General features: G+C 71.1%; 6 protein-coding genes. 3 read left to right on the forward strand and 3 right to left on the reverse strand.

Going from position 1 to position 16,020, the window contains the following annotated elements:
• Window position 1 precedes the first annotated feature (1 nt).
• The 3 genes from KEG57_RS30305 to KEG57_RS30315 all read right to left on the reverse strand — a co-directional run bounded on the left by KEG57_RS30305 (window position 2) and on the right by KEG57_RS30315 (window position 5,924).
• Window positions 2-4,744, reverse strand: coding sequence for a tetratricopeptide repeat protein (locus KEG57_RS30305; RefSeq protein ID WP_272421893.1), 4,743 nt, complete (start codon window positions 4,742-4,744; stop codon window positions 2-4).
• A 267-nt stretch (window positions 4,745-5,011) separates the two neighbouring features.
• Window positions 5,012-5,308 carry a polyhydroxyalkanoic acid system family protein gene (locus KEG57_RS30310; protein ID WP_272421894.1) on the reverse strand — a complete coding sequence of 99 codons (297 nt, stop codon included), beginning with the start codon at window positions 5,306-5,308 and terminating at the stop codon, window positions 5,012-5,014.
• A 25-nt stretch (window positions 5,309-5,333) separates the two neighbouring features.
• A complete protein-coding gene (locus KEG57_RS30315) occupies window positions 5,334-5,924 on the reverse strand; it encodes a peptidylprolyl isomerase (RefSeq protein WP_272421896.1) in 591 nt (196 codons plus the stop codon).
• A gap of 184 nt (window positions 5,925-6,108) precedes the next feature.
• On the opposite strand from KEG57_RS30315, the gene KEG57_RS30320 reads away from it, so the two are divergent.
• From KEG57_RS30320 to KEG57_RS30330, 3 genes are all read left to right on the forward strand, one after another.
• Complete coding sequence (locus KEG57_RS30320; RefSeq protein WP_272459071.1) at window positions 6,109-10,524, forward strand: tetratricopeptide repeat protein; 4,416 nt, start codon at window positions 6,109-6,111, stop codon at window positions 10,522-10,524.
• Window positions 10,525-10,643: 119 nt separating this feature from the next.
• Complete coding sequence (locus KEG57_RS30325; protein ID WP_272459072.1) at window positions 10,644-14,351, forward strand: hypothetical protein; 3,708 nt, start codon at window positions 10,644-10,646, stop codon at window positions 14,349-14,351.
• 90 nt (window positions 14,352-14,441) lie between these two features.
• Window positions 14,442-16,019 carry an HNH endonuclease gene (locus tag KEG57_RS30330; RefSeq protein ID WP_272459073.1) on the forward strand — a complete coding sequence of 526 codons (1,578 nt, stop codon included), beginning with the start codon at window positions 14,442-14,444 and terminating at the stop codon, window positions 16,017-16,019.
• The last annotated feature ends 1 nt before the right edge of the window (window position 16,020 follow it).

A 16,020-nucleotide genomic window follows, 5' to 3' on the forward strand; every position in this document is an offset into this window, starting at 1 on the left:
CTCACCGGACACCCATGCCGAGCTTCTTGCGCAGCTCGAGGTAGCTGGGGGAAAGCACGAACGAGAGAAGGCGACGCGAGCGCTCGCTCTCGGTGACCACCGAGCCGAGCTGATCCCGCGGCACGCTCACGATGTCGCTCAGAACGATCGAGACGTCGCCGGCGGCGATCACCGCCATGCGATCCAGGCTGCGACGCGCCGCGTTCGTCCACGCGCGTGCATCCTGCTTGCTCGACACGACCTTCTGGCAGACCTCGCCGATGCTCTTGCGGATCTTGCGCGAGATCTCCTTGTGCACCGCGCGCTGGATCTCGCCGTAGACCGCGTAGCCGGGGTTTTGGACCTTGATGTCGACCTCGTTGCACGCCGCGATGACCACGGACGCGACCGTGGCCTCGTCGCGCGTGCGGAGCGAGGTGATCCCGCGCCGCAGGGCGAAGACCGTGCGTGCGATGGCCGAGCGCGCCGCCGCGTCGAGCGGCGTCGTGATCCCGGGCCCGACGACGATCGCGGGCACCTCGCCGGCGACGCCGTGCACGCCCTTCGGCTCGGGGCCGCCCACGTAGAGCTCGAAGTCGCCCTCGAAGCCCACCGCGCCCATCCACTCGGCGACCGCCACGCGCAGCGGGTGGCCGCCGCGCGAGTCGATGCGCTCCTTCTTGCCGACGTTCAGCGAGCCGAGCGTCGGGCCGAGCGCGAGCGTCACCGTCTCGGCCATGAGCACGAAGAGCTCCGCGATCGGGCCGTTGTCCTCCGGATCGGCGATCTCGGCCATGGCCTTCGCGTCGAGCACGATCTGCGGCCGCGTCGCGACGCGACCGTCGATCCGTTTGAGCTCCGTCGAGATCGCGTCGTCGTCGCGACCGAGCGAGACGAGGCAGCCGAGCGTCGCCTGGCGGAGCGCCGCGTCCTGCCCGGCCTGCGCGATCTTCGCGAGCCGCTCGACGCGGTCGGCGTCGCACGGATCCTCGGAGAGCTTCTGCACGAGCACGTTCTTCGCGCGGCCGAGCAGGCGCTGACGGAGCGACGCCTCGTAGCTCGTGGTGAGCACGAGATCGAGCGCCTCGCCGTCGTCCGGCGACTCGTCGAGCAGCTTCACGACCGCGCTCTCGGCCTTGAGCGGATCGTTCTGCTTGTCGCGCCAGATGGCCATCGCGAGCCGCGCGGCCTCCATGCGACCCTCGCGCTTGTCGCGCTCCTGCATGAGCTGCTCGAGGATCGACGTCGCGCGCGACCACGCGCCCGTCTTCGCCGCGACGCGCGCGAGGCGCTCGCGCACGGGCGGCGTGGACAGGCCCGCCTCGTGGAGACCCACGAGCACCTTGAGCGCCTTCTCCGGGGCGTTCAGCTTGTTCTCGTAGATGTCCACCGCCGCGACGCCGGACATCAGCCGCTGCTGCGCCGGCGCCTCGCCGATGCCCGAGAGCCGACCGAGCAGGTCCGCCGCCTCGGCGAACTTGCCCATCGTGATCGAAATCTCGCCGGCGAGCGCGAGCGCGCCGACGTGATCGGGCTCGAGCATCGTGACGTTCTCGAGCGCCGACAGCGCGCCCTCGCGATCGCCCTTCTTGCGAAGCACGCGCGCGCGCTCCCAGAAGAGCTTGCCGATTTCCGCCTCGTCGTCGGCCACGTCGAGACGGCGCCCGATGATGTCGAGCAGCTTGTCGTCCTCGTTGCGCGAACGGACGCGGCGGAAGAGTTTGTCGAAGGCGACCGAACGGCTCGGATCCCGATCGAATGCGCGGGCGAACGCGATCTCCGCGTCGTCGTGCGCGTCGGTGTGATCGAGCAGGATGATGCCCGCGGACTCCCAGAACGCCGCGCCGCGCGTGTCGTCCTTGCTGAGGGCGCCGAGCTGCGCGAGCGCGAGCGCCGTGGAGACGTGGTCGCCGAGCGCCTCGCTCGCCGCGCGCACGCCCTCCCACGACACGATGTCGTCCTGGCGGCGCTCGACGGCCGCGCGGAAGGTGGCGAGCGCCGCCTCCACGTTGCCCGCCGCGAGCTCCGACCAGCCGGAGAGCGCCGAAGCGTCGCTGCCCGCATCCTCGCCGAGCGCCCCGCCCACGTTCTGCAGGGCGAAGGCGCGGCGGCGCGGATCGCAGCCGGGCATCGCGAGCTCCAGGTTCGCGAGGCGCGTCGCGTCCGACGTGCCGGCGAGCAGGGGCTGCGGCGTGCTCGGCTGATCCAGCATCGCCACGAGCGCGGCCGACGCGTCCATCGCCGACCACGGCTCGTCGTCGAGGAACGTTCCCACCGCGCGGCGCGCGGCCACCTCGGCATCACGATCCTTCGCGGCGAGCGCCGCCCCGAGCCACTCGAGCGCGGCGTAGAGCTTCGGCTCCGCGTCCGCCCAGGCCGCCGCGCGCGACACCGCCGCGCCCGGGTCCTGATCGACCGTGCGCGCAAGGCGATACCGCTCCGCGCGGGCGATCGCCGTCGCTTCGTCGCCCTGGTCTTCCAGACGATCGAGCGCGCGATCGATCGCCCCACGATCACTCTGCGCCTCGGGCCACGTCAGGCGCGCGAGCCCCGCGGCGACCGTGATGTCGCCCGAGCCCTCGGCCTCCGCCGTCTCCAGCGCCGTGAGCGCCTCGGGGCGGTCACCCGCCTCGCCCTGGCCCACCTCCAGGCCGAAGCGCTCGATCGCGATGCTCGCCGGATCGGCGCCCGCCTCCGCTGCCGTGAGCAGCGCGCGGCGACGACCGTCGAGGCTGTCGGGATCGGCCCCGCGCAGCGCCCACGCGAGCAGCGCCGCGGCCGCCTTCGACGCGCTGCCGCGCGCCTGCTCGATGAGCTCGATCGTCTTCTGCCGATCGCCGATCCGCCACGTGAGAAGCGCGGCTTCCAGGTAGAGCGCGGCGCCGAGGTCGATGTCCTCGGTCGCCGTCGCGCATGCCGACAGGATGTTCGACGCGGCCGCGAGGTCCCCTGCGCGGCGCTCGAGGTCCGCGAGGAAAAGCGCCACCACCTCGTCCGACGGCTGCGCCTCGTGCAGCTCGCGCAGTCGCGCGCGCGCCGCATCGAGGTTGCCCGCGCGCGTGCTGCGCAGTGCAGCGACCACCCAGAGGCCCCGCGCGAGGCTCGGGTCCGTCTCGACCTTCGCGAGCTCCTCGATCGTCGCCGCGATCGGGCGGAACGCGCTCACCTCGCCCGGCGCCGGCTTCTTCGCGCCGAGCGCGTAGGCCGCGAGCACACGCCCGAGCCACGTGGAGGCATCACCGTCGAGCGCCGCGAGCTTCGAGAACGCCTCGGCCGCGCCGTCCGCATCGCCTCGGATCGAGCGGCTCCGGCCGAGCTCGAACCAGAGGCTCGCCTCTTCGCCCGGCTCCGCGCCGCTCGCCACGAGCTCCGCCGTCACCTGCTCGTACCACGCCGCATCGCCCCGAACCGACGCGAGCGTGCGGGCGATCCGCGCGAGCAGCGGCGCCGGCGTACCGAGCGCCGCGGCCCGACCGAGCGCCGCCTTCGCGGCGTCCGAGTCTCCGGCCTGGCAGGCCCACACGTAGGCCGCGATGATCTCCGCGCGCGCCTTCGCCTCGTTCGTCGGGCACGACGCGCCCGAAGCTTCGAGCGATCGCGCGAGCGCCGCCGGATCCTGCGCGTCGCTCAAGAGGTCGAGCTCGAGCGCGCGCGCCATGATCGACGCCGGGTCTGCTTCGAGCGCGCTGCGCAGCGCGGCGAGTGCGCCATCCCGGTCGTTGTCGAGCATCGCCGCCTCGGCGATACGCAGCCACAGCGCCGCCGCGGCCGGGCCCGGGGTGCCGCGCTCGAGCTCGGCCCGCGCGAGATCCGCCGCGCCCTTCGCGTCGCCGTTCGTCTCCAGCGATGCGAGCCGCGAGCGCGCGATGAGCGACGACTGCGGGAGCTGCTCGGCGGCTCGCGCGAGCAGCTTCACCCAGCCTTCTTGATCCCCCGCGCGCCGCTTCAGCTCTGCCGCGCGCAGCCACGCGTCGGCTGCGTACTCGGCGCGCCGCGCGTAGCGGGGCACGCCGCTCGCGTCACCGCGCTCTGCGTCTTCGAGGGCCTCCTCGATGAGCTGCGCTTGACCTTCGAGGGCCCGCGCGAGCGCCGTCGTGTTGTCCTCCCGCGCCGCGATCGCTTCGAGCGTCACCTGCGACCGGAAACGGCCCTGACCATCCAGCGCGGCGGCGGCGTCGATCAGATCGTAGGCGCGCTGCGTGTCGCCGGCCTTCGCCGACAGCTCCGCGAGCTCGATGAACAGGAACGCCTTCCACGTCGGATCGGATGCGAGCTCGGCGCGCGCCTCGATGGCGCGCATGCGGCCGGGCAGATCACCGTCCTTCGCCGCGATGAGCTCGAGCTCGAGCCACGGCGTCGGGTCCTCGGGGCTCGCGCCGACGGCCTCTTCGAGCGCTTCTTTTGCGCCCGGAAGATTCTGCTCGTAGTCCTGCAAGAACGCGGCGCGCTCCCAGAACGCGCGGGCACGCTCCTCCGGGGTCACGGAGGCGCGCGTCAGCGCTTCGAGCAGTTTCCCGAGGTTCTTGATGGACTTGCGTCGGGTCAAGATCCGGACGAGAGCCTCGAGCGACTCGCGGTTTTGCGGATCCGCGTTGAAGGCGGCGAGGTAGTCCCGCGCGGCGGACGGCTCCTCCCCGTGCTTCTCTTCGAGGACGCCGCACTCGTGCAGGAGCAGCGCTTGGAGCGCGTTGTCCTCCTGCGCGGCGTGCTCGGACCGTAAACGATTGAGGAAGGCCGCCGCATCCTCGGCCTGCCCCGTGGGCATGGGTGTCTCTACCGTCATTGGGCTCGACGCGCCTCCCGCGGAGACGGGTTTCTGGTCCATTGCATGCTGCGTGTGGAGACTAGCCAAACGGTGCGTCGGGAGTAAAGCGTGCTCGCGACGGATCGCGACGATCGCGCGCCTTGCCGCGATGCGCGGGTATTCCCGTGCGGCACGTGTTCGACGCGGCCGGTCCCGATCGTGGGCGAGAGCCCCGCCCGTGGACCCCGGTGGGGGCGCCTTCCCGGCCTCGCCTGCTCGCTTGCTCGCTCAGGCCTTGCCGAGCATCGCGTCGAGCTTTTCGTGCAGCTTCGACTCGACCACGGGGCGCATCGCGCGGAGCAGGAGCGGCAGCTCCACCCGGATCCGCACGGCCTCCGCGGTCACGCGCACCGACCCCCGCGTCCCCTTCGCAGGCCCGTTTGGCGCGTCGAGCCGGAGCTCGTCGCCCTCCCAGCGCCAGCGCACCCCGCGGCGTTGTTCCAGCCGCCTCGCCAGGTCCTCGGCGCGCCGCCGCGCCGCGTCCTCGCTCATGCCGTGGGGCCTCAGGATGTCGATCTGCGCCATCGCGTCCGTCCCCTTCGTATCGTGCCTACTCGATCCGTGTCACGATCCAGTAGCCGCGCGGCGTGTCGACGACCTCGCTCACCGCGCCCTTGGCCAGGCTGAAGAGAACATACTCCGGCGCGGGCTCCAAAATTCCGCGCGGCAGCCGCCCCGCGTTCTCCATCGAGCCCTTGTCGCCCTTCGCCACCGCCGCCTTGAAGTCCGTCTTCGCCTCCTCGGCGAGCTGCTTGGCGAGCGTCAGCGCCTCCTCGCGCGGCCGCGCGTTCGGCAACGCGCCCTGCGCGCCCTTGTACTGCACGAGGATCACCCCGAACACGACCGACTTCGGCACCTCACCCGCGAGGGGCGGCGGCGCCTCGCCCGTGAGCAGCAACGTCCCGCCCGCGTCGACCGGACCCGCCGGTTCCACCTCGCTGCCAGGCTCGCCGCTCGCGCCTGCATCCGAGGGCTCCGCGCCTCCGTCCGCCGCCGTCGCCGCGCCCGCGTCGCTCGGCGCGCCTGCATCGGCCGTCGCCGTCTCGGTGGACGGGCTTCCGCCGCGACCGCGCGGGACGACGACGAGCGCGATGGCCCCGAGGACCAACACGGCGAAGAGGAAGGCGGTCGCTTTCTGCATGGGGCGAGCGCGTTAGCATATTTCCCCGGCCCAGCGGAAGCGAGAGGCGCGAATCCACGCCGCTCGGCCGCCCGCTCGGCCCGCGCTCGCCGCCCTCCTCGTGTCGCAAAAGAGCCGCGAAGCCTCAAACCCTGGTAGAAGTGAGCAACGCGAACCATCGCGCGCCCCAGGGCCCCTCGAAGGCATGAGCATGGTCAAGGTCGAGTGCGACTCCTGTAAGTCGCCGTACCAGGTGGAGGAACGACGGATCCCGGCGACGGGGCTCAAGATGCGCTGCTCGAAGTGCGGCACGAGCCTCTTGGTCCGCAAGCCCTCGGAGCCGGCGGAGGAGGAGATCGATCTCCCCTCGCCGGTCGCGCCGCGCGCGAAAGGTGGCTCCGAGCCGCTGCTCCCGCGCCCCGTGGCGGGCAAGGCGCCTGCCGCTCCGCTCGCGCCGAAGCCGCCCGTGCTCCCCGCCCAGCCGAAGCCGGCCGCGCCCGCAAAGCCCGCCGCGCCCGCAAAGCCTGTCGCGCCCGCAAAGCCTGTCGCGCCGGCGAAGCCCGTCGCGTCCGCGCCCGCGCCGAAGCCCGCCGAAGCCACGGAGCTCGATCTGTGGGGCGAAGGCGACGATCCGGGGTTCGGCGAGATCGATCTTCCCTCGCCCGCGAAGCCGACGGTGCGGCAGATGCCGGCGTCCTTGCCCGCGGCCGAAGAGGAAGAGCTCGTGGATCTGCCGGTGCCCGCGAAGCCCACGGTCCGGCAGATGCCCGCGGCGGCCGTGAACGAGTTCCCCCTCGATGAGGAAGAGGAGGAAGACGCCGCGCTCGCGGCGATCGAGCTGCCCCCCGGGATGCCCTCGACCAAGCCGACGGTCCGGCAGATGAAGGCCGTGGCGGCGACGACGTCGCTCGAAGTGGATCTGCCGTCGCCGTCGCCCTCGCCGACGCGCGCGGCCGCGTCCAAGCCGGGTCCTCCGAAACCGGAGGACAAACCGACCGCGCCCGCGCGTCCCGCGACGAAGGGGTTCGGCGAGATCGACCTGCCCTCGCCCGCGCGCCCCGCCGCGCCGAAGCCGCCGCCGAAGCCGGACGAAAAGCTCCCCGCGCCCGCGCGTCCCGTCGCGAAGAGCGCGCCCGAACCGGAGATCGATCTGCCGAGCCCGGCGCGCGCTGCGAAGAAGAGCACGCCCGAGCTCGATCTGCCGGCCCCCGCGCGCCCCGCGCCCGCGGCCAAGGGCTTCGGCGAGATCGACCTCCCCGCGCCGGCGAGGCCCGCCGCCGCGCGCCCCGCGCCGCCTGCGGCGAAGGGGTTCGGCGAGATCGATCTCCCCGCGCCGGCGCGGGCTCCCGCGAAGAACGAGCCCCCCGATCTCCCCGCGCCGGCCCCGCCCGGCCCGAAGCACCGCTCCTCGGGCGCGATGACGGCGCTGCGCGGAAAACCCTTGAGCAGCTTCGACCTGCCCGCCGTTACCGCCGACACCGACCTCGGCAATTTCGGCGAGATCGATCTCCCGGCGCCCGATCTCGGCGGCTTCGGCGAGCTCGACCTGCCCGCGCCCGAAGGCCCGTCGTTCGGCGACCTCGAGCTCCCGCTGCCGCCGACCGCGGGCTCCGCGACACGGAACGACGTGACCCGCAGGATGGATCCTGGCGCGACCGTCCCGTCCAGCGCGATCGCGGCCTTTGATCCGGGCGACCTCGGCGAGCTCGAGTTTCCCCTCGCGAGTGACCCTCCGCCTGCGCCCGCCGCCGCGCCCGCCGCGCCTCCGCGCGCCGCTCAGCCCTCGACGCCCAGCTTCGAGCTCGACGACGCGGCCTTCGACGCCGCGTTCGCCGATCCCCCGCCGAACAGGACCGCTGCCGCGCCCAAGACCACGCCGCATCCGCCGAACAGCACGCGTGCCGCGGCCCCTGTCTCCAAGCCGGGCGAGGAGTTTTCCCTCGAGCCGGCCATCGACCTCGCGGTGAGCGCGCCGATCAGCACGGGCGCGCCGACCCAGCGCGCCGAGGTCGACCTCGGCGCCGCGCCCGAGCCGCCTCCGGACGACAGCGCGGGCATCGGCGACGAGGTCGACCTTGCGCCGGGCGAGTCCGACGGGGCTGATGCGCCGCTCGCCAAGCGCGACAAACCTCCGAAGAGCGTCGCGAGACCCGCGAGTGAAACGCGTCCCCGCGGCCGTGGCCGCGTCTATGGCATCGGCGCGGCCGTCCTCATCGCGATCGGCGGCGGCGCGCTCGCGCTCCTGCCCGACATCGGCCCGTTCGGCGTGCACGCCGTGAGTGATCTCGTGAATGCCTCCGCGCACGCCGAGGCGCTCACCGGCCTCGAAAAGAACACGCAGGCCACGCTCGACGAGGACACCGCCGCGGCCGCCGCGCGCGGGCTGGACGCCGCCAAGGCCGCGCAGGTCTCGCGCCCGCGCCACCGCGCGACGGCTGCGTACGCCGCGTACGTCGCCTTCGCGCGTAGCCTCCGCCATGGCCGCCGTGGCGACGACGAGACCCTCGGCAAGCAGCTCCTCGGACAGACCGAGAGCCCGAGCCGCGAGCGCACCCTCGCGGTTGCCGCAGAGCACGCGCTCGCGGGCCGCCTTGAACCAGCCCGTCGCCTCGCCAAGGACGCGCTCGACGCCAATACGAACGACATCGACGCCGCGGTTCTGATCGGCGAGATCGAGCTCGCCTCCGGCGCCGCCGCCGACGCGCTCGTCGCGTGGAAACGCGCCGTCTCCCTTCACAAGGGCGCCCGCTCCCTTTATGGCCTCGCCCGCGCCGAGCTCGCCAAGGGCGACGCCGCGAGCGCCGAAAAGACTGCCCGCGCCGCGCTCGAAGCCTCCCCCAAGCACGCCGGCGCGCGCACCTTGCTCGCCTCGATCCTCGGCCGCGACCCTGCCAAAGAAACCGAGGCCCTCGATCTCCTCGGCAAGGTCACCGCCGACGGCGACATTCGCGCCTCTGCCAGCGAACGCGAGCTCGTCGAGGCCTACATCGAAATCGGCCGCATTCACCTCGGTCGCTCCCGCATCACCGCGGCCGAGCAGGCCTTTGCTGCGGCGCTCAAGATCGACCCGCGCAGCGCGGCCGCGCTCATCGGCGACGGCGAGCTCTTTTATCGATCGAGCCGCTTCTCCCAGGCGCTCCTCCGCTTCGAGGAGGCCATGCGCGTCGACGAGACCAGCCTTCCGGCCCGCATCGGCGCCACGAAAACCCTCCTCGCGCTCGAACGCCTCAAGGACGGAAAGGCCCTCGCCGAAAAACTCCGCGCCGACAAACCCGACGCCGCCGCCTCCGCCTACTGGCTCGGCCGCGTCGAGGATGCGCTTGGCAACAAGAAAGAAGCCGAGGCCCTTTACGCCCAGGCCATCAAGCTCGGCGGCGTGCAGACCGAGGCCGTCGAGGCCTACGTCGCGCTCGCCTCGCTCCTCTCGGCGGCCGGCCGCAATGACGAGGCGCAGGCCAAGCTTGGCGAGGCCAGCACCAAGTTCCCCGATCTCCCGGCGCTCCACCGCGCCAAGGGCGAGGTCTTCTCGCAGGCGGGCCGTTATTCCGAGGCGCGCACCGAATTCGAGGCTGCGCTCGCCAAGGAGGACGACCTCGGCACGCGCTTCCGCCTCGGCGTCACGCTCCGCCGCATGGGCTCGTTCGAGGAATCGCAGAAGGTCTTCGACCAGATCGCGACCATCGACAAGGAATTCCCGGGCCTCTCGCTCGAGCGCGGCCTTCTTTACGAGGAGACGGGCCAGAGCGAGCGCGCGCTCGAGATGTATGCGGCGGCGCTGGAGAAGGCGCCGACGGACATCGACCTCAAAATGCGCGTCGGCTCGGCGCAGGTCATGGCGGGCCATGCGGCGCAAGCCGAGCCGATTTTGCGTGAGGTCTTGAAGGAGCGCGGAAGCTCCTCGGACGCGAACCATTTCCTCGGCCGCGCGCTCCTCTTGAAGGGTGGCTCGACGGCGGCGGGGGATGCGATCCGCTTCCTCGAGCGGGCCACGGAGATCGACGGCAATCGCGCTGAATATTACCTGTACGTCGGCTGGGCGGCGAACGTCCTCGGCCAGTTCCCGAAGGCCGAGGCGGCCTTGAAGCGCGCGCTCGAGCTCGACCGCGAGCTCGCGGACGCCTACTGGCAACGCGGCGTCTTGCTCCACAAGCAAGGCCGCACGCTCGATGCCCTCGCGGACCTCGAGATTGCCTTGCAAAAGCGCCCCTCCCGGCACGAGGCGCACGCCACGATGGCGCTCTGTTATCAGGAGCTCGGCCGCTGGCCGGAGGCGCAGACGGCGTGGCAAAAGGCGATCGCCGGCAATGGCTCGGTCGCCGAGTGGCATTATCGGCTCGGGAAGATCTTCGAATCGAACGGGAACAAGCACGCGGCGACGCCGGAGCTCGACAAGGCCGTGGAGCTGCTCCTGCAGAAGGGCGGACCGGCGGAGAGCTGGCACGCCGACGCGTATTTCCTCCACGGCGAGGCGATGCGCGCGACGGGGCAAAAGGACAAGGCCGTGAAGAGCTTCCTCCGATTCAAGGACGTGGCGGCGATGGATAATGCGTACCGCACCGACGTGGAGCGGGCGCTCGTGTCGCTGGGGCAGGGGGGAACGCCCCCTCACCCCAATCCTTGACCCGCATTTCCTTCCTCGCCGAACCAGACCCCAGAAAGCACTTCCTTCCATCCGCTGGCACGTGGTACAGGGCCCTACCACGATTGGGCAGTGTGTCCTGCTACAGTGGATGAGGGGTTATGTCTGGACTCGTATCTTCGTGTCCGAGAAAGGGAGCCGCGTCCGGTGTCGCGGCTCGTGATCGTATTCGGCGCGGCATCGGGGCCGCGTTCGTCGTCTGGCTCGTCGCGCTCCTCGCGTCGTGCTCCGCCCGCGATGCGGAGCCCTCGATGGGCGAGACCGCGCCTCCGGAGCCGGCGCCTGCGCGCGCGCCGGGGAAACGCACGCAGACGTCCGCTCCGTTTGATCTCGACGGGGTCATGCGGCAGGTCCATTTCGCCTTCCGGAAGGACGGCGAACGCTGGACGGGCGGGCACAGCACCTACGAGGTGCGCGCCTCGACCTCGGCCTTTTCGGTTCGGCCTGCGTCCGTAGCGGCGCAGGGCGCGGAGGCCACGTTCGAAACCGTCTCGATGACCCGCGGCGCGGCCCGCAACCTTCGTGGCGTCGAAGGGCGCGTCGAGCAGGATGGCCACCTCGCCATCGCGCGGGGCGACGTCACCGAGCACCTGCGGAACGACGACGAGGGCGTCGAGCAGAGCTTCTCGTTCGAGGCGCAGCCGAAGGGCCGCGGCGATCTCGAAATCCGCGTCCGGGTCACGGGCCAGGCCTACGCGGGCGAGACCGCGGCGGGGCACCATTTCGTCGATCCGGCGACGGGCCTCGGGCTTCGGTATGGCCTGGCGACGTGGATCGACGGGCGCGGGGAACGGACGGCGGTCCCGGTGCGGTATGCCAAGGCCGGGGGCGAGCTCGTCTTGACCGTGCCCGCGGCCGTCGTGGAGGGCTCCGCTTACCCTGCGGTGCTCGACCCGACGATTGGCCCGGAGTTTGGCCTGGATGCCCCCATTTATTTCCCGGTGTCCGCAGCGCAGACGTACCCGCAGGTCGCCTTCGACGGGACGAACTTTCTCGTTACCTGGCTCGACGCGCGGCAGATCAACAAAGTCGGCCTGCAAACGGTCGTGGGCGTCCGCGTCACGCCCGCGGGCGTGATCCTCGACCCGGGGGGCTTCGAGATCGGAAACGCGGTACACTCCAACGGCCCAACCAAGGGGCCGGCCGTGGCCTTCACCGGCACCCATTACCTCGTGGTATGGGCGGGGGGCAGCGCCGAGGGCGGCGTCGTGGTAGGCGCGCGCGTCACGCCGGACGGCGCCGTGCTGGACCCGAAGAAATTGGGAAGCCAGACCGCCGGGGTAAGCGCGATCGACGTGGCCGCCGCGGGCGCGAATTCCCTTGTCGTCTGGGCGGCCGACGGGAAGGTGCAAGCTGTGCGCGTCGACGCGACGGGCGCGGCCGTCGGCAGTCAATTCCCCGTCCTCGCGAGCACGGCCAAGATCGAGTCCAACCCCGTGGTGGGGTCGAATGGAACCGACTTCCTCGTCGCGTGGGAAGACACGCGAAACAACGCCATCGCGGACATCTACGGCGCGCGCGTGACAGCGGCCGGGGCCGTGCTCGATCCCACTGGCTTTGCCATCTCGCTCGGGGCGCAGACCCAGCTCCTCCCCTCCGTCGCCTCCAATGGAACGGACTACTTCGTCGCCTGGGAAGACGGCAGGTGGGGAAACAAAGACATCTACGGCGCGCGGGTCTCGTCGTCCGGGGCCTTGCTCGATCCGATCGGCATGCAGGTTTCCAAGAACGCGGGAACGCAGACGTCCCCCGCTGTCGCGTTCGACGGCAGCGGGTACGTCGTCGTCTGGAACGACAATCGCACGGGCGACTCCGACATCTGGCAGGGGCGGGTCTCGGTCGCCGGCGCTGCGCTCGATGGGACCGGGACCGCGGTCGCCGTCGCCACGAACCAGCAATCCCGGCCGAGCGTCGCGTGCGCGGGCGGCGCTTGTTTCGCTGCCTGGGAAGACCTGCGCGCCGGCGGCAATGCGGCCGCCTATGGTGCGCGCTTCACGGGGAGCACGGTCGACGATGCGGGCGGCCTGATGCTCCTCTCGGCCGCCAACCAGCAGGACGCGCCCTCCCTCGCCTACGACGGCACGAACTACCTGGTCGTCTGGCAGGACCTGCGCAACAACACGAACCTCGACATCTATGGCGCGCGGGTCTCGCCGGCCGGCGACGTGCTCGATCCCTCGGGCATCCAGGTGTCGGCCGCGACCGGCGATCAATCCTCCCCGAAGGTCGTTTGGGGCGGCAGCCAGTACATGATCGTCTGGGAAGACAAGCGCTCGGGGACCTATTACGACCTCTACGCCGCGCGCATGACCGCGGCCGGCGTCATCACCGATCCCAGCGGGATCCCCCTCGTCGCCGTCGCCAACCGGCACGAACAAGCCCCGCAGCTCGCGTTTGACGGCACGAATTACCTCGTCACCTGGCAGGACAATCGTTCGAGCGCCTCCTCCTTCAGCGTCTACGGCGCCCTGCTGACCCAGGCCGGCACGCTGCTCCAGCCGACCGGCTTCCAGATCGGATCGCTCGGCGTGGCCGGTTTCTCTCACGCCATGGCGTTCGGCGGGGGCCAATACTTCGTGGCATGGTATACTCCGGGTATCTTGGGCGGCGTGGGGGGCTTCCGAGGGGGGCGCGTCACGACCGCCGGGGCGCTCCTGGACAACACGGCGATCGTCATTCGTAACACCACGACCAACGGCCCCGTTGCGACGGCGTACGACGGGCTGAACTTCACCGTCGCGTACACCAGCACTCGCGTCTTTCTGGCCCGCGTGACGGGCGCCGGGGTCCTCATCGACACCCTCGACGTCGAGCTGACCCCCTCCAATATCTACAGCAGCCATCCCGCCATCGCCTTCGACGGGACCGATTGCCTCATCGTCTGGCGTGACGGGAGGCACGGCGCCAATGGAGCCATCTATGGGAGCTGGGTGACCGAGGCCGGCGACGTCCTCACCCCCGGCGGCCAGCCCTTCGCGGGCAATGGCTCCATGTTCCACGGTCGCCCGGCGCTCGCGAGCGACGGCGCGGGCCACCTGCTCCTCGCTTATACGAAGGGCGATACCGCGCCTCCCTTCGGAAGCAACCGCATCCGCGCCCGTCTCCTCACGACCTCCCAGCCCCTCGGCGCCGCCTGCTCCGCATCGACCGATTGCGCGAGCGGCTTCTGCGCCGACGGCGTCTGCTGCAACACGAGCTGCGGCGACTCGGCGCCCGATTGCCAGGCTTGCGCGGCCGCGCTCGGCGCATCGGCCGACGGCACCTGCACCCCGCTCACGGGCGCGACCTGCGACGACGACAATGCCTGCACGCAAAGCGACACCTGCAATGCGGGCGCGTGCGTCGGAGCCGATCCGGTCGTCTGCACGGCCCAGGACGAATGCCACGATCCCGGCACCTGTGATCCGGCGACGGGCACCTGCGACGACCCGGCGAAGGCGGACGGCGAATCCTGCGCGGGTGGCACCTGCATGGGCGGGGTTTGCCAGAGCAGCGGAGCCGGCACGGGCGGGAGTGGCGGCAATGGTGGGAGCGGCGGCAATGGTGGAAGCGGCGGGAGCGGCGGAAGCGGCGGAAGCAGTGAATCCAGCTCCTCGGGCACGGGCGTGACCACGACCGGCGCGGGCGGTGGAGACGACCTGGCCCCGGGCGGCGGAGCCGACCAGGCCAAGGGCTCGGCCGTATCCGTCGGCTGCCAGGCCGCGAATGCGCCTGCGACGGGCGCTCCGATCGCCGCGCTGATGCTCGCCGCCGGGCTCCTCGCTCGTCGACGCGTCACCTCGCGCCGCCGCGCTGCCTCTCTCGCCTGATTCGCTCCCCCCTCATTCTTGTGCGCTCGATTTGCCATCCCGTAACCTGGGTCGCCACGGGACTCCTGCGGCCTGTAGGGAGGGCTTGTCATGACCTCGCACCGTGCGCTCTCACCCTCGTCGAATGCTCGCCTTTGGGGCAACGGTGCCGCCCTGATGCTCGTGGGCGCTGCTGTGCGGTTTCTTCGGCTTGCGTTTCCGCTGCTCTTCGCTGTTTGCGTCTCGGTATGGCTCGTCGGGTGCGGGGCGGCGGGCGTGCGCGCGGAGGGATGGGCGCAGGAGCTCCAGGGCAAGAGCTTGTTTCGCGTCTGCCGGCGTCATCCCCGCGTCGGCCCGCATGCGCGCTACTGGTACGAGCTCGGGGACGGAGTGCATCGACCGGCGTTCGAACCGCTCGAAAAGCTCCTGGAAAACCCTTCGGTCAAGGCCGTCTTCATCCATGACCCCCACGCGCCGCCCGAGAGCCGGAGGCTTTTGGGGCTCGCGTATCAGGATCTGCCCTGCGACAAGCCGCCGCCGCCGCCGCCGCCGCCGGAGAAAATTGCGGCGGAAGAGCCGGAAGCCGGGCCGGCCAAGGGCACCACGGTCCGAACCGTGACGCGGACGTCGGCGATGAGGCCCTGCGACAGGCCGGGAAACAGGCCACCGGATCAGCGCTTCCTCGGGCAAACGGCGCCCACGCCCGCTCCGATGCCTGGGACGAGGGTGCCGTGTCCGCCGCCTCCGCCCGGGAAGACATACGAAGAACAGAAAGTCAACCTGGCGCGGAGGGACGCCGAGGAGGAGGCGAGGCGCACGGGGGAGCGGATCGGGCGCGAGTGGGGGGCGACGCTCGGCAAGGCGGCTGGAGTGAAGGACTCCATCGACGTCACGTATTTAGGAAACTTCGATTATGACATTCGGGACAAACCTGATGCCGAAGTCTTCGAAGTCATCCGGACCAATCTTGCCAAACAACTCGATGCAATCCCTGACCTGCCGACATACGACGACGAGCGGCTCGCCACGATCGCCTGGGAGGGCTTCCTCAAGGGGTATGGGCGAGGCTGGGCGGACGCCGAGCTGAAATTCGCGATCGTGAACGCCCTGGCGGACACCTTGTTGATGGTCGCCTCCGGGGGAGCGGCGGCCCTGGAGACCGTGGGGGCGAGGGTGCTGCGGGGCGCCCAGCAGAGGCTTCGAAGTATGCCGGTGTTCCTGCCGAGCGCGGCGGGCGGACCGGGCGGGTTCTTGCGGCGGCCGAAGCTGCCGAGTCCGCCGGCCGCGAGCACGCCGAAGGCAGTGGCACCGCCCAGCGCGACGACAGTCACGACGACGACGAAGCCGGTCAGGGCGCCGAACGGCGCGGCGGGGCAGGCGGGGGCGCCGAAAATTCGGAACCAGCACCTCGCGGGCAAGAACCACCCCAAGACCGGGGTGCCCTTCGATGCCGAGGGGTATCCGGATTTCAAGGCTGCTGGCGTCGTAAAAAGGGAGGTAAAGATCACCCAGACGGGGGACCGGCCTCATGATTACCGGCTCGCGAATGAGGCAGCGGGAGAGAAAGTAACGCCCAAAGACCATACGTGGCACCATCACCAGGACGGGAAGACGATGCAGCTCGTGCCCACACAAATTCATGCGGACACAGGACATACCGGCGGGGTCGCAACGAAGGGGAGACCATGAC

Source organism: Polyangium jinanense, assembly GCF_028435365.1.